The sequence below is a fragment of the Streptomyces sp. NPDC005794 genome (assembly GCF_042871445.1).
Lineage (GTDB): Bacteria > Actinomycetota > Actinomycetes > Streptomycetales > Streptomycetaceae > Streptomyces.
Genome location: NZ_JBIAIN010000015.1, coordinates 149,276 through 162,970 on the forward strand (window position 1 = coordinate 149,276; position 13,695 = coordinate 162,970).

12 protein-coding genes and 1 pseudogene are annotated in these 13,695 nt (G+C 71.0%); 8 read left to right on the forward strand and 5 right to left on the reverse strand.

What is annotated here, in order from left to right; genetic code table 11:
- The first annotated feature begins 30 nt into the window (after positions 1-30).
- The 4 genes from ACFYQ5_RS24190 (at position 31) to ACFYQ5_RS24205 (ending at position 4,446) form a co-directional block, all read left to right on the forward strand.
- The gene (locus ACFYQ5_RS24190) at positions 31-810 is read left to right on the forward strand and encodes a polysaccharide deacetylase family protein (RefSeq protein ID WP_389200381.1); all 780 of its coding nucleotides are present in this window, start codon (positions 31-33) and stop codon (positions 808-810) included.
- A gap of 138 nt (positions 811-948) precedes the next feature.
- On the forward strand, positions 949-2,850 hold the full coding sequence (locus tag ACFYQ5_RS24195) for a hypothetical protein (RefSeq protein ID WP_389200296.1): 1,902 nt from the start codon (positions 949-951) through the stop codon (positions 2,848-2,850).
- 43 nt (positions 2,851-2,893) lie between these two features.
- Complete coding sequence (locus tag ACFYQ5_RS24200; protein WP_389200297.1) at positions 2,894-3,316, forward strand: hypothetical protein; 423 nt, start codon at positions 2,894-2,896, stop codon at positions 3,314-3,316.
- The gene (locus ACFYQ5_RS24205; RefSeq protein WP_389200299.1) at positions 3,313-4,446 is read left to right on the forward strand and encodes a glycoside hydrolase family 26 protein; all 1,134 of its coding nucleotides are present in this window, start codon (positions 3,313-3,315) and stop codon (positions 4,444-4,446) included. The genes ACFYQ5_RS24200 and ACFYQ5_RS24205 overlap by 4 nt, the downstream gene beginning before the upstream one ends.
- Here the strand turns inward: ACFYQ5_RS24205 and ACFYQ5_RS24210 are convergent.
- The 4 genes and pseudogenes from ACFYQ5_RS24210 to ACFYQ5_RS24225 all read right to left on the reverse strand — a co-directional run bounded on the left by ACFYQ5_RS24210 (position 4,421) and on the right by ACFYQ5_RS24225 (position 8,311).
- Positions 4,421-4,666, reverse strand: a complete 246-nt coding sequence (locus tag ACFYQ5_RS24210; protein ID WP_389200301.1) for a hypothetical protein — start codon at positions 4,664-4,666, stop codon at positions 4,421-4,423. The two genes, ACFYQ5_RS24205 and ACFYQ5_RS24210, sit on opposite strands and share 26 nt — an antisense overlap.
- A gap of 32 nt (positions 4,667-4,698) precedes the next feature.
- Positions 4,699-6,003: pseudogene (locus tag ACFYQ5_RS24215) on the reverse strand (lipopolysaccharide biosynthesis protein); the annotation flags it as partial.
- Positions 5,996-7,204: a DegT/DnrJ/EryC1/StrS family aminotransferase gene (locus tag ACFYQ5_RS24220; protein ID WP_389200303.1), complete on the reverse strand. Its 1,209-nt coding sequence runs from the start codon at positions 7,202-7,204 to the stop codon at positions 5,996-5,998. The pseudogene ACFYQ5_RS24215 and the gene ACFYQ5_RS24220, both read right to left, overlap by 8 nt.
- A 129-nt stretch (positions 7,205-7,333) precedes the next feature.
- Positions 7,334-8,311: an RNA polymerase sigma factor SigF gene (locus ACFYQ5_RS24225; RefSeq protein WP_389200305.1), complete on the reverse strand. Its 978-nt coding sequence runs from the start codon at positions 8,309-8,311 to the stop codon at positions 7,334-7,336.
- 291 nt (positions 8,312-8,602) lie between these two features.
- On the opposite strand from ACFYQ5_RS24225, the gene ACFYQ5_RS24230 reads away from it, so the two are divergent.
- Both ACFYQ5_RS24230 and ACFYQ5_RS24235 read left to right on the forward strand, forming a co-directional pair.
- Positions 8,603-8,971 carry an STAS domain-containing protein gene (locus ACFYQ5_RS24230; RefSeq protein ID WP_389200306.1) on the forward strand — a complete coding sequence of 123 codons (369 nt, stop codon included), beginning with the start codon at positions 8,603-8,605 and terminating at the stop codon, positions 8,969-8,971.
- A gap of 201 nt (positions 8,972-9,172) precedes the next feature.
- Entirely contained in the window at positions 9,173-9,664 is a 492-nt protein-coding gene (locus ACFYQ5_RS24235; protein ID WP_389200308.1) for an ATP-binding protein, read from the forward strand.
- Between the two features lie 75 nt (positions 9,665-9,739).
- Here the strand turns inward: ACFYQ5_RS24235 and ACFYQ5_RS24240 are convergent, their stop codons facing one another.
- Complete coding sequence (locus ACFYQ5_RS24240; protein ID WP_389200310.1) at positions 9,740-11,230, reverse strand: oligopeptide:H+ symporter; 1,491 nt, start codon at positions 11,228-11,230, stop codon at positions 9,740-9,742.
- A 488-nt stretch (positions 11,231-11,718) separates the two neighbouring features.
- On the opposite strand from ACFYQ5_RS24240, the gene ACFYQ5_RS24245 reads away from it, so the two are divergent.
- Both ACFYQ5_RS24245 and ACFYQ5_RS24250 read left to right on the forward strand, forming a co-directional pair.
- The gene (locus tag ACFYQ5_RS24245; protein ID WP_351269997.1) at positions 11,719-12,396 is read left to right on the forward strand and encodes a response regulator transcription factor; all 678 of its coding nucleotides are present in this window, start codon (positions 11,719-11,721) and stop codon (positions 12,394-12,396) included.
- 14 nt (positions 12,397-12,410) lie between these two features.
- Positions 12,411-13,679, forward strand: a complete 1,269-nt coding sequence (locus ACFYQ5_RS24250) for an ATP-binding protein (RefSeq protein WP_389200312.1) — start codon at positions 12,411-12,413, stop codon at positions 13,677-13,679.
- Positions 13,680-13,695 lie beyond the last annotated feature (16 nt).

A 13,695-nucleotide genomic window follows, 5' to 3' on the forward strand; every position in this document is an offset into this window, starting at 1 on the left:
GAGGGGCGTGCGGGGGAGTCCCGGATACCCGTGCTGCTGTACCACGCGGTGATGGACGACCCGCCGGAGTGGATCGCCGAATTCACCGTCACGCCACGGGTGTTCGCCGCCCAGCTGGACGCGATCGCAGCCTGCGGCCGTACCCCGGTCCCGGTCGGTTCCCTCGTCGCTCATCTCACGGGACGTGAGCCGCTGCCGGACCGGCCGGTCGTCCTGACCTTCGACGACGGCTTCGCGGATCTGCCGGGGCCGACCGCCGAGGCGCTCGCCGGACGGTCGATGCCGGCCACCGCGTATCTCACGACCGGCGCGCTGACCCGTTCCGGTCCGGGCAGCCTGCTGCCGCCCGGGCCGATGATGAGCCTGGAGCAGGCGCCGCTGCTGGAGCAGTACGGCATGGAGGTGGGCGGGCACACCGTCACCCACGCGCAGCTGGACACGCTGCCCGGCGCGGCTCTCCGGTCCGAACTCGTCGACTCCAAGAAGGCGTTGGAGGACGTGCTGGGTCACGGGGTGGCCCACCTCGCCTATCCGCACGGATACAACAGCGCGCGGGTGCGCCGCGCCGCCCGCGCCACCGGCTACGACAGCGCGGTGGCCGTCCGGCACGCGCTGAGCTCCGGCCGGGACGAGCCGTACCGGATCGCGCGCCTGATCCTGCGGCAGAGCCACACGGTGCGCGACGTCGAGCGCTGGATGGCGGGCGAGGGCGCACGCGTGGCGCCGTTCCACGACTCCCTGCCGACCGTGGGGTGGAGGTGGTACCGGCGGGCGCGGGCCGTCGCACAGGGGCCCGTTTTCGCGGGGTGAGGCGGCGGACCGCACGAAAACGACGAAAGCGCCACAAAATCTCAGCACATTCCTATACTTCGCTTACGGCCGTCGGTGAGGCCGTCAAGGGGACAGCGGCGTGACGGCCGCGACCACATCCGTGGGGGGAGTCGCACCGTGCCACAGCATGTGCCCGCGCCGGTCAAGGGGGACACCGCGGGGAGCGCCGAGCCGGTGCTCCCTCCCGGGCAGCCCCCCGGCACCGCCCCCGGCGGTACGCCCCGCCGTCTCCCCGAGGCGCTGAGACCGCAGACCCTCCTCACCTGGCTGCCGTTACTCCTGGCGGCCGGTCTCTGGATCACCTCGCTGCCGTCCATCGGATTCCGCTCGATGGGCGAGTACGGCCTCCTCGACCGGCTGCCCGTCACCTACTACCTCTCCCTGCTCGCCCTGACCACGGGCTTCCTGGTCAGCCTCCGCCGCGCCGGCACGGCACCGTGGTGGCCCGCGCTGTACTGCGCCGGACTCCTGATGGCCCTCAAGGGCGTACCCGCGGTCCTGTACGACTCGGAGCGCTACCCCTGGGCCTCCAAGCACGACGCCGTCATCAACCACCTGCTGGCCAACGGCGAACTGCGCCCGGGCGAGGGCCTGTCCGGCAACATGTCGGCCTACGACCAGTGGCCCGGCTTCTTCACGCTCAACGGCGGACTCGTCCGTACCTTCGGAGCCGACAGCGCCGCCACCTACCTGAACTGGGCCCCCGTCGTCTTCGGCCTGCTGATGATGCCGGTCCTGGTCCTCATCTACCGCACCTTCAGCGAGGACTGGCGCCTCGTGTGGACCGCCGTCTGGATCTTCCAGCTCGCCAACTGGGTGGGCCAGGACTACCTCGCCCCGCAGGGCCTGGCCTTCCTCCTCCACCTCGCCGTACTCGCCGTCGTCGTACGGCACTTCGTGCGCCCCGGGTCGCCAGGCCGGCTGCGCTCGCGGGCCCACCTCGACCCCGCCGCCGCAGCCGTCCCGCCGCCTACCGGCACCCGGCAGCGCGCGGTCGGTGCCGCCGTCCTCGCACCCCTGATCCTGGCCGTCAACGCGGTGCACCAGCTGACCCCGGTGATGCTCTGCGTCACCCTGCTCGCGCTCAACCTGACACGCCGCTACCGCAACCCCGGGCTCCTCGCCGTGGCCGGGCTGCTCATGCTGGCCTGGGACCTCACCATGGGCCGCCCCCTGTTCACCGAGACCCTGGGCACCCTGCGCGACTCCCTCGGCGAACTCACCCAGAACTCCCGAGCCGGATACGCGGGACAGCTCACCGGGGCCGGCCCCGAACTCGCGGGGCGGGCCAACATCCTGATGGTGCTGGCCGTCGCGGTCCTCGCGGGCGCGGCCCTCCTGCTGCGCCGCCGCCTGGTGCACAGCGCCCTGCCGCTGCTGCTGGCCTCCGCCGCGCCCGTCCCCCTGTTCGTGGTCAACGACTACGGCGGCGAGATGCTCTTCCGCGTCTATCTGTTCGCGCTCCCGGGCGCCGCCTTCTTCGCCGCCGCGGCGCTCGTACCGGCGGCCGGAGGCACCGGAGCGCACCGGGTGCGGCCGGCCGTACGGAGGATCTGCGCCGTCGCGCTCCCGGTGTCACTGGCCGCGCTGCTGGTCGGCTTCCTGCCGTCGTACTACGGCAAGGAGCAGATGAACTACACCCCGCCCGCCGAGACCGCGCTCGTCACCCGTGCCATCGACCGGGCCCCCGAAGGGGCGCTGATCCTGGCCACCACCGGCTCCTTCCCGCAGGCGCTGCACCGCTACGACCGGCTGGAGCACTGGTTCTTCGCCGAGCAGGAGCTTACGGAGAACGTCGAGATGCTCGAGGACCCGGCGCGCTATCTCTCGACCCGGCTGCCGTCCGGCACCACGGCCTACGTCATCCTCACCCGCACCCAGGACATCTACACCGCCGGTGAGGGGCTGCTGCCGCCCGGCGGCTTCGCCGCACTGACCCGGGACCTCACCGCCTCGCCGCTCTTCAGCGTGGTCGAGCGGACCCGGCACGGCGTCGTCCTGCGCTACGACAGCCCCTGAGACACGTCCGCAGGGCAGACCCGGATCAGGAAGGAAGAACCACGTGTCCGAGAACCGGCAAACGGCATCTCCCGCCCGCCATACCCTGGCCAGAGCCGCCCTGGCGCTCTCCGGGTGGGTGGCGCTCGCCGCGACCGCGCTGCCGGCGGGCTCGCCCCTGCGCTGGGCGCCCGTGCTCCTCTTCGTCTGCTGCGGCCCCGGACTCGCCCTGCTGTATCCGCAGCCCGGAGTGCTCAGGCCGGGTGCCCGTCTCGAAGCGGCCGCGCTCGCCGCGCCCCTCGGGCTGTCCGTGGCCGTCATCGCGGCCACCACGCTGTTCCTGGTGGAGGGCTTCTCGGGCACGGCGTTCCTGGTGTCGCTCGCCGCGTTCACCACCTTGGCCTCGGCCCTCCCGGGTCTCCCGCTGCCCGCCGCCAGCCGGGGCGCAGTCGAGCGGGCCCGGGCGACACCCGTGAGGCACGGGTGATCCGCCACCGCGCACCCGAGGAGCGCCGGCCCCGTACCTGCCTCGTGCTCGCCCTGGTCGCCGTCGCGGCGCTGCTCACCGGACTCATCGCCTGGATCGGCACGCCCTCCTCCGGTGAGGACGACCGTGGCGCGCCGTCCGCCGACGCGCTTCCCGCGGACGCCGCCACCGGCCCGGTGCCCGGCGGGACGTGCGCCCCCACCGCCACACTCGTGCCGCCGTGCGGGGCATGGTGGGGCGCCTATGTGCCGTACGCTCCGAACGGCTCGCTGAAGGACGCGGTGTACGCGTTCGAGAAGAAGATCGGCCGGAAGCTCGACCTCCTGTACACCTACCATGACATGTCGGACACCGACCTCGACGGACAGCTCCTGACCCCCGACGAGCAGATCCTCGGCCGGGACCGGATGCTGATGCTGGCCTGGGAGTCCACGGTGTGGCGCGAGCCCCACCACGCCAACTGGACCGAGGACCAGCTCGGCTGGGCGGACATCGCCTCGGGGAAGCACGACCGGGAGATCATCGACCCGCAGGCGCGTCGCCTCAAGGCGTACGGGAAGCGGGTGTTCTTCTCCTTCGACCAGGAGGTCGACGCCCGGGTCGGTGACGCGGGCACCCCCGAGGAGTACGTCGCCGCCTACCGCCACCTCCACGACCGGTTCCAGGAGCTGGGTGTGGACAACGTGGTGTGGGTGTGGACGGTGTCCGGCCACCTCCCGTCGGGGAAGCTCTTCGAACGGCTCTACCCGGGCGACGACTACGTCGACTGGATCGGCATGGACCAGTACAACTACTTCACCTGCCACGACACCACGGACTGGAAGGACTTCGACCGCAGCCAGCGGCCGACGTACGAGTGGCTGCGCACCCACATCAGTGCCGAGAAGCCGCTGATGTTCGCCGAGTTCGCCACGGTGCCCGATCCGGCGGACGCGGACCGCCAGCGCGAGTGGTACGAGGAGATCCCGGAGGTGGCCCGGACCATGCCCCAGGCCAAGGCGCTGGTGCACTGGAACCGGGCGGTCCCGGGCAAGGGCTGCGACCTCACGGTCGACGAAGGCCCGGGTCTGGAGGGTTACCGCACGGCCGGCCAGGACGGTTACTTCACGCAGCCGGTGCCCGGCCGCTGACCCACCCGCGTACGCCGTACGCCACCGTCGTGGCCGCGAACAGCCCCACGGCCACGGGCAGTCCGGCCACGGCGAAGGTGTCCTGCGCGACCCACCCGGCCACCGCGAGCACCCACACCGCGGCCGCGGTGACCCGCCACGGTGACCGGGGCAGGGCGTCGATCAGCTCCGCGCCGGTCAGCCGTGCGCGCCCGGCGTGCGCCGCCCGCGACAGCGGCACCCGGAACGGTCCGGCCGCGAGCCCCACAGGGACCGGCCGGTGAGGGCGGAGCGCAGTCCCAGGGCCGACACGGCCGCCACCGCGGTCATGGAGATCAGCATCGCCCAGCCGGCCCCGGCGATCCCCGTCGGACCGAGCAGCACCGCCGCGCTGCCCAGGACGAGGGCGCACATCGTGCCCTGCAGGACGGCCAGCGCACCGGTGCGGCCCTGCACCCGCAGCACGCCGATGTACAGCTCGACCACGACCCGGGGCAGGGCTGCCGCGGCCAGCAGCCGCAGGACCAGGGTGCCGTGGGCGGCGTAGTCGGCGCCGAAGGGGGCGAGGATCTGCGGGGCGAACAGGACCAGTACGACGACGACGGGAACCAGCAGGACCGCCATGCGGCGCAGCGCGCCGCGTACGCCTTCGGCCAGGTGACCGGGGCTGTGCGAGGCGTGCGCGGTGAGGGAGGAGGCCATGTTGACGGCCATGAACTCCATGGTGCCGCCGACGGTGTAGGCGATGTAGAAGAAGCCGTTGTGCGCGGCGTCGAAGCGCACGGCCACCATCACGGGCAGCAGGTTGATCATGGCCAGGCTGAAGAGCGCGCCGACCGAGTCCCCGGCGAGGAACCTGCCGATCTCGCGCATCCGGGGCGGTTCGCGGTCCCGGTCGGCTCCGGTCTGGCGCGGGATCAGCCGGCGGAAGACCAGCCAGCCGACCGGCAGCACGGACAGGGCGATGGCGGCGGCCCAGGACACGAAGACACCGAGGACGGGCAGGGCGGTCGCGAACGCGGCGAGGAGCAGCAGCTTGCCGATGGAGAACACCGCGTTGCCGACGGGTACCCAGAAGGCCTTGCGGAGCCCGGTCAGCACCCCGTCCTGGAGCGTGAGGACCGACCAGGCGACGCAGGACCCGGTGAAGACGAGCCCGGCGGACAGGGTGCCGAGCGGGGCGTACGAATCCCCCCACAGGTCCAGGGTGAGCAGGAAGACCACGCAGGCCAGGCTGACGACGATGGAGCTGACCAGGTAGGTACGGGCGACCAGGGACCCGGTGGCGCGTCCGGCGCGGGGCACGTAGCGCACGACGGCGCCGATCATCGTGGTCGCGGTGACCGAGGCGAGGAGCCGCATCGCGGCGATGGCGGCGGATCCCTGGCCGACGGCCTCCTCCGTGTAGTAGCGGGCGGCGACCAGCCAGAAACCCAGGCCGAGGGCGGCGGAGACTCCGGTGGAGAGCATCAGGGCGTAGGCGTTACGGAACATCGAGTCGCCGCTCGCGCCGTCCTTCGGGGCGTGTGAGGGCGCCGCGTCGGCCTTCGGCGGGCCGACTCTCGTGGTGTCAGACACCGGGGAGCTCGCTCGCGGGCTCGGTACCCGCCGAGGTCAGGATCTCGAGGACGGGACCGGCGCGCAGCGGGTCCACGGGCAGGGCGTGCCGCGCGAACCAGGCCGCCCCGGCGGGTGAGGGGGACGGGTCGGTGAACGCCTCACCCGCATAGGTGTCGAGCGGCGGGTCGTAGAGATAGCCGACGGTGATGCGGTGGCGGGCGAGCGCGGCGACGGCCGCGTCCCGGTCGGCCACCAGCAACGGCACCCGGAACAGCGGCTGTACGGGGGCGCCGGCCTGGACCGGGGGCGCCCAGTGGCTCGCGAGGAGGCGCTCGGTGCCCGTCCGGTGCGCGGCGAGCCGTTCGTCGAGGCGGCCCAGCAGGTGCCGGAGGCGTCGCCGCCGTGAGCGGCCCGGAGCGACGCGGTAGTCGTGCATGTCGACGCGGACCCAGGTGTGGAAGGCCCTCAACGAGGGCGCGGCGTCCAGTGCCTGGCGTAGCTCCGTAGGCCGCAACGGCATCCGGATCTCCTCCCGTTCCTGGAGGCCGAGCAGTCGCAGGGTCCACCGGGCGGCCGGGGCGAGCCGAAGTCCGCGTACGGCGGACTCCGCGTACGGGCGTACGGCGTAGGCGAGTTCGGCGGTGAGGCGGGCGGGGTCGAGCAGGGTGTCCCGGGCCTGTTCCAGCGGGGCGCGCAGAGCCGGGTCGGCGACGGCGAGGAAGCCTCCGGCCTTGGCACCGACGTGTTTGGAGAGGCTGAAGACGGCCGCGTCCCCGTACGAGCCGACCGGCTTTCCGTCCGTGACGCTGCCGATGGCGTGTGCGGCGTCCTCGATCAGTGGGATGCCGAGGCGGTCGCAGCGCTCGCGGAGCCGCCCGGCGGGGTCGGGATTCCCGTACAGGTTGGTGGTGAGGACGGCCGAGAGGCCGTTCCACACGGCGTCAGGGACGGCGTCCACGTCGATCGAGCCGTCCGCGGTGGACAGCGGGGCCTGGACGGGCCGCAGGCCGGCGGCGAGGACGACGAAGAGGATGACGTCGTCGTTGACCGGGGACATGAGGATGCTTCCGCCGGGTTCGCACCAGTGGCGGAGCGCCAGATAGAGGCCCAGCCGGCAGGACGGGACGTACAGGCACTCCCGGCCGAGCCGGGCGCCCATCGCCGCTTCCAGCGCTTCCAGTACGGCACGGTCCGCCGGACCGCTCTCCCCAAGAGCCATGTGTTCCCCCCAGAACCCTGCCCAATGTCGCCCAGTCCGTGGCACTTCGTCAACAATGCGGAAGGACCCGCCCGTCGGCCGGGGCAGGTCCTTCCGCAACGACGTACCGGTGGTGCCGGTGGCGCCGGGTCACTCCTCCACGGTCAGGCCCTTCCTGAGCTTGACCAGGGTCCGGGAGAGCAGCCGTGACACGTGCATCTGCGAGATGCCGAGCTCTTCGCCGATCTCCGACTGCGTCATGTTGGAGACGAACCGCATGGAGAGGATCGTGCGGTCGCGCAGCGGGAGCGAGGCGATGAGCGGCTTGAGGGACTCGACGTACTCGATGCCCTCGATGCCGTGGTCCTCGTAGCCGAGGCGGTCCGCGAGGGCGTTCTCGTTGCCGTCGTCGTGGTCCTCGGGCTTGGCGTCCAGCGAGCTCGCGGTGTACGCGTTGCTCGCGGCCATGCCCTCGACGACCTCGTCCCTGCTGAGGCCGAGGCAGTCGGCGAGTTCGACGACCGTGGGCGCGCGGTCCAGCTTCTGGGCCAGCTCGTCGCCCGCCTTGGCCAGGTCCAGCCGCAGCTCCTGCAGTCGGCGCGGAACGCGCACGGACCAGCTGGTGTCACGGAAGAAGCGCTTGATCTCGCCGACGATGGTGGGCATCGCGAACGTCGGGAACTCCACGCCCCGGCTGAGCTCGAAGCGGTCGATCGCCTTGATCAGGCCGATCGTGCCGACCTGGACGATGTCCTCCATGGGTTCGCTGCGGGTGCGGAACCGGGAGGCGGCGAACTTGACCAGGGCCAGGTTGAGTTCGACGAGGGTGTTGCGGACGTACGCGTACTCGTGGGTGCCCTCGTCGAGGACTTCGAGCCGCGCGAAGAGCGTCTTGGACAGTGCCCTGGCGTCCAGTGCGCCGACTTCGGCGTAGGGCGGGATCTCGGGGAGTCCCTCGAGGCCCTCGAACCCCTCGCTCGCGAAGTGGTCGTCGGCGGTCGGTTCGGTGCTGGTGCTGGTGCGCGGGCCGGGTACGGCGATCGCGGCAGCGGAGTCGGAATCGGTCGGTCCCTGAGGACATGCCGACGTCGCGATGTGGGTACGCGATACGTCGAGCCGGGGTGACATGGTTCTCCTCCATCGTTCTCGGCATATGGCTGCCGATGCCCATACGTGTTCCTGCGGTGAAGCGGCGCCTCCGAAGCCGATCGGGTTTCTGGTGGTGATGTCCCTACTACCCTTACCCGGTTCCAGCCGTGAGTTACAAGCGCCAAATGCTCCTGTATGTCCGGTTTGTTGAGTTCTTCGACTACCGTGTGGCGAGGGAAACGCGTAATGTTTTACGCACGTCGGGGGCAGCCACGATGAAGCCGCGTCCACGGGGACGCGGGCAGTGACGGACGGCGAAGAGGGACGGGCATGGACCGCGGGACGGTCGGCAGTGCGAACCGGGGTCGGCTTCAGGTCGAAGTCCGGTCCGAGGGCCGCAGTGAAGTCGTGACGCCGGTGGGTGAGCTCGATCACCACACCGCCGATCTGCTGCGGGTGCCTCTGGAGCGCGCGGTCGAGGCAGGGCGCACGCGCCTGGTGGTCGACTGCTCGCGACTCGACTTCTGTGATTCCACCGGGCTCAATGTGCTGCTCGGTGCGCGTCTGAAGGCCGAGGCCGGCGGGGGAGGGGTTCACCTGGCCGGAATGCAGCCCGTGGTGGCTCGCGTCTTCGAGATCACGGGGGCTGAGGCGGTCTTCACCGTCCACGCCTCGCTCGACGACGCTCTGAGCAGCTGACAGCGGCGTTTCCCATGCGCATCCCCGGCTTCGGGAGCCGTCGCTATCGCGCGGATCACGCTCCTGGCGTAGGCGAAGTGGGTGTTGTCGCCATGCGGCCGGGCAGAAGACATCCCGTCGGGGTCATGGAACCCGCACACTCTGTATCTGATCAGTATCTGTTCGTGGCAACACACGGTGAATCGGTGAGGTGAAGCGCTGATGAGCACCACCCGGCAGCATCCGCCGGGCGGCCTCGGCCGCGAGCCGGACGGCACGGGCTCCGCCTCTGCCGAGCCCGCTGACCGGCAGTGGCGCACGCTCTCGCTGAGGCAGGCCAGTGGCATCGTGCCGATGGCCCGCGACTTCGCCCGGCAGGCGCTCTACGACTGGGGCTGGCTGCCCGCGTCGGGAGCCGACCGGCGTGCGGCCGCGGAGGACGTCCTGCTGGTCGTTTCCGAGCTCGTCACCAACGCCTGCCTGCACGCGGACGGTCCCGAGGAGCTCCGGATCGCCTGCTCGCCCAAGATGCTCCGGGTCGAGGTCGTCGACGGCGGCGCGGGGCAGCCGGCGCCGCGCAACCCGCACCGCGCGGGGCGGCCGGGCGGACACGGCATGTTCATCGTGCAGCGGCTCTGCCTCGACTGGGGCGTGGCGCGCACGCCGGACCGGCCCGGCAAGACCGTCTGGGCGGAGCTCGCGGCGCCCGCGTAGCCCCGACCGCTCCCCGTACGACTCAGGCCCCGCACCACCCGGTGCGGGGCCTGAGTCGTACGGGCGGTGTCCGTGTCAGCGGACGGTGCCCATGAGGGTCTTGACCTTGCCGCGGTACATGAAGATCGCCGCACCGGCGACGACCGCGAGCGCGGCCTGGAGGGCCACCACCCCGGTGCCGTTGAGCTCGACGCCCGCGATGGACAGCAGACCCGTGGTGCAGTCGCCGGCGGTCACGGCCAGGAACCAGACACCCATCATCTGGCTGGCGTACTTGGCCGGGGCCATCTTCGTGGTGACCGAGAGGCCGACCGGGGAGAGCGTCAGCTCGGCGACGGTCTGCACGAAGTAGATCGCGACCAGCCACATCGCGGCGGCCTTGTGGCCGTCACCCGCGATGGTCAGCGGCGCCAGGAAGAGGAAGAACGACGCGCCGACCAGCACCAGGCCGGAGCTGAACTTCACGATCGTGCTGGGCTCCTTGCCCCGCCGGTTCAGAGCCAGCCAGAAGGTGGCGAAGACCGGGGCCAGCGCCATGATCAGGACCGGGTTGACCGACTGGTACCAGGAGACGGGGAAGTCCCAGCCGAGCACCGAGTTCTCCGCGGAGGAGTCGGCGAAGATCGCCAGGGTCGAACCGCCCTGGTCGTAGATCATCCAGAAGATGGCGGCGGCCACGAAGAACCAGATGTAGCCGGACATCTTCGCCTGCTCGGCCTGGCTGAGCTCCTTGTCGCGCTTGATGCGCGCCAGGACCACCACCGGGATGACCAGACCGGCGACCGTGATGGGGACCAGCAGCCAGTTCAGCGTGTAGACGCCGGTGACGACCGTGCCGATGTAGAAGACGGCCGCGACGCCCAGCCAGATCATCGACTTGCGCAGCGTGGACGCGCGCTCATCGGCGGAGAGCGGCTTCGGCACGACGAGGCTGCGCTCGTTCAGGTGGCGGGTGCCGAGCAGGAACTGCGCGACACCGAGTCCCATGCCGAGCGCGGCCAGGGCGAAGCCCAGGTGCCAGTTGACGTTCTCACCGATGGTGCCGATCACCAGCGGGGCGGCGAAGGCGCCCATGTTGATGCCCATGTAGAAGATCGTGAATCCACCGTCACGGCGCGGGTCGTCCGGGCCGTCGTAGAGGTGGCCGACCATCGTGGAGATGTTGGACTTCAGCAGGCCGGAGCCGATGGCTACGAGGCCGAGTCCGGCGAAGAAGGTGCCCTCGGAGGGCAGGGCCAGCGTCAGGTGGCCGAGCATGATGACGCCGCCCGCGACGGCGACGGTCTTGCGGGGACCCCAGACACGGTCACCGAACCAGCCGCCGGGCATGGCGAGCAGGTACACCAGCGACAGGTAGACCGAGTAGATCGCCGTGGCCGTGGCGGGGTTCATGTGAAGCCCGTTGGGGGCGATCAGGTAGAGCGGGAGAAGAGCACGCATGCCGTAGTAGCTGAAGCGCTCCCACATCTCCGTCATGAAGAGTGTGGCCAGGCCGCGGGGGTGGCCGAAGAAGGTCTTCTGCGAACCGGAAGTGCCGGCCGAGTCCTTCGTCAGGCTGGACGCCATGGTCGATCCTTGCTGGTCGGGACGCGCCGCCTCGTGAGCGGTACGCGCCCGGTGGGGGGTAGCCGGCACCGGGCGGACACGCCCCACCCCTGACGCCTCGAGGGGATTCGATCCGGCCATCCGCTCCGCAGGGAGTTCGGGGACGGGGTCGTGGGACAGACCGCTCCGGGATCCACGCCCGGCGCGCGTCCTCGCGCTCCGGGCCCGGCCCACAGGTCATTCACTGGTCGGGGCCGGCGGGAACCGGCCCGTACACAAAAGAGACCCTTGGCGCGAAACGCTCCCCAAAGGTCCTTCAGTGGTGCAACAGGCGTCGAGCAACCATACGACATGACACGCGGGGATATGGAAGGACTTGAGAGATGGATCACAGGTGAGGGTGGAACCACAGTCACATATTCAAAGGAGGATGCCCGATTCGTGGCCCTGACCCGCAGGGGCTGACCAGTGGCTCACCCCACCAGGCCTACGCGGACTACCATCACTGCATGACCCGTGTACTGCTCGCCGAGGACGACGCATCCATCTCGGAGCCACTGGCCCGCGCCCTGCGTCGTGAGGGTTACGAGGTCGAGGTCCGTCAGGACGGTCCGACCGCACTCGACGCCGGACTCCAGGGAGGCGTCGATCTGGTCGTCCTGGATCTGGGGCTGCCCGGGATGGACGGCCTCGAGGTCGCCAGACGGCTGCGCGCCGACGGCCACGCGGTACCGATCCTGGTGCTGACCGCCCGGGCCGACGAGGTCGACACGGTGGTCGGCCTGGACGCCGGCGCCGACGACTACGTCACCAAGCCCTTCCGCCTCGCCGAGCTCCTCGCCCGGGTCCGCGCCCTGCTGCGCCGCGGCGCCACCGAGCCCGCCCCGCAGCCCGCCACCCATGGCGTCAGGATCGACGTCGAGTCCCACCGGGCCTGGATGGGCGACGAGGAACTCCAGCTCACCGCCAAGGAGTTCGACCTGCTGCGCGTCCTCGTACGCGACGCCGGCCGCGTCGTCACCCGCGACCAGCTGATGCGTGAGGTCTGGGACACCACCTGGTGGTCCTCCACCAAGACCCTCGACATGCACATCTCCTGGCTCCGCAAGAAGCTCGGCGACGACGCGGCCAATCCGCGCTACATCGCCACCGTCCGGGGCGTCGGCTTCCGGTTCGAGAAGAGCTGACGTACAGAACAGACATGCGCCGCCGACTGATCAACTCCACACTCGCCGTGGTGCTCGTCGTGATCGCCGTCTTCGGCGTCTCCCTCGTCATCGTCGAGACCCGCACCATCAGCAACAGCGCCCAGGAAAGCGTCGACTCGGAGGCCTTCCGGCTGATCAGTGTCGTCGAGAGCCGGCTGCTCGGCGCCGAGCGGATCACCCCCCAGGTCCTCGCCGAGCAGGTCGACCCCAGCCGTTACGCCCGCGTCGAGATCCCCGGGCGTGCCCCCATCGAGGTCGGCGAGCGCCCCACCGACAGCGATGTCACCCGCAGCACGGTAACCGGTGAGCAGGGCGAGAAGGTCACCGTCGAGGAGTCCCGCTCCGCCGTGACCCGTGAGGTCGGCCGGACCCTGCTGATCATCGGAGCGGTGGCGCTGCTCGCCATCATCTCCGCCGTACTCCTCGCCGTACGCCAGGCCGACCGGCTCACCTCCCCGCTCATCGACCTCGCCGAGACCGCCGAACGCCTCGGATCGGGGGACCCGCGTCCCCGGCACAAGCGGTACGGGGTGACGGAACTGGACCGTGTCGCCGACGTCCTGGACTCCTCGGCCGAGCGGATCGCCCGGATGCTGACAGCGGAGCGGCGCCTCGCGGCGGACGCCTCGCACCAGCTCCGCACGCCCCTGACCGCCCTCTCCATGCGGATCGAGGAGATCTCCGTCACCGACGACCCGGAGACGGTGAAGGAGGAGGCGAACATCGCGCTCACCCAGGTCGAGCGGCTCACGGACGTGGTGCAGCGGCTGCTGACGAATTCCCGTGACCCGCGCACCGGCTCCGCCGTCGTCTTCGACCTCGACGAGGTCGTCAAACAGCAGATCGAGGAATGGCGCCCCGCCTACCGCAGCGCCGGCCGCGCCGTCGTCTGCTCGGGCAAGCACGGGCTGGAGGCCGTCGGCACCCCGGGTGCCGTCGCCCAGGTGCTCGCCGCGCTGATCGAGAACTCGCTGATGCACGGGGGCGGCACCGTCGCGCTGCGGACCCGCGTCACCGGCAACCAGGTCGTCGTCGAGGTCACGGACGAGGGCCCCGGTGTTCCCGCCGATCTCGGGGCGCGGATCTTCGAGCGCACCATCAGCGGCCGCAACTCCACCGGGATCGGCCTCGCCGTGGCCCGGGACCTCGCCGAGGCGGACGGCGGCCGCCTCGAACTGCTCCAGCAGCAGCCCCCGGTCTTCGCCCTCTTCCTCAGCCGGGTCGTGCCGAGCCGCAAGGAATCCGTACGCCCGGTCCGCTGAAGCCCGGGTCCCGCAG

What these genes read in the sequence shown, in the direction of transcription:
- ACFYQ5_RS24220 (WP_389200303.1), bottom strand. Translation starts at nt 7,204, where the DNA reads ATGGCTCTTGGGGAGAGCGGTCCGGCGGACCGTGCCGTACTGGAAGCG.
- ACFYQ5_RS24225 (WP_389200305.1), bottom strand. Translation starts at nt 8,311, where the DNA reads ATGTCACCCCGGCTCGACGTATCGCGTACCCACATCGCGACGTCGGCA.
- ACFYQ5_RS24230 (WP_389200306.1), top strand. Translation starts at nt 8,603, where the DNA reads ATGGACCGCGGGACGGTCGGCAGTGCGAACCGGGGTCGGCTTCAGGTC.
- ACFYQ5_RS24235 (WP_389200308.1), top strand. Translation starts at nt 9,173, where the DNA reads ATGAGCACCACCCGGCAGCATCCGCCGGGCGGCCTCGGCCGCGAGCCG.
- ACFYQ5_RS24240 (WP_389200310.1), bottom strand. Translation starts at nt 11,230, where the DNA reads ATGGCGTCCAGCCTGACGAAGGACTCGGCCGGCACTTCCGGTTCGCAG.
- ACFYQ5_RS24245 (WP_351269997.1), top strand. Translation starts at nt 11,719, where the DNA reads ATGACCCGTGTACTGCTCGCCGAGGACGACGCATCCATCTCGGAGCCA.
- ACFYQ5_RS24250 (WP_389200312.1), top strand. Translation starts at nt 12,411, where the DNA reads ATGCGCCGCCGACTGATCAACTCCACACTCGCCGTGGTGCTCGTCGTG.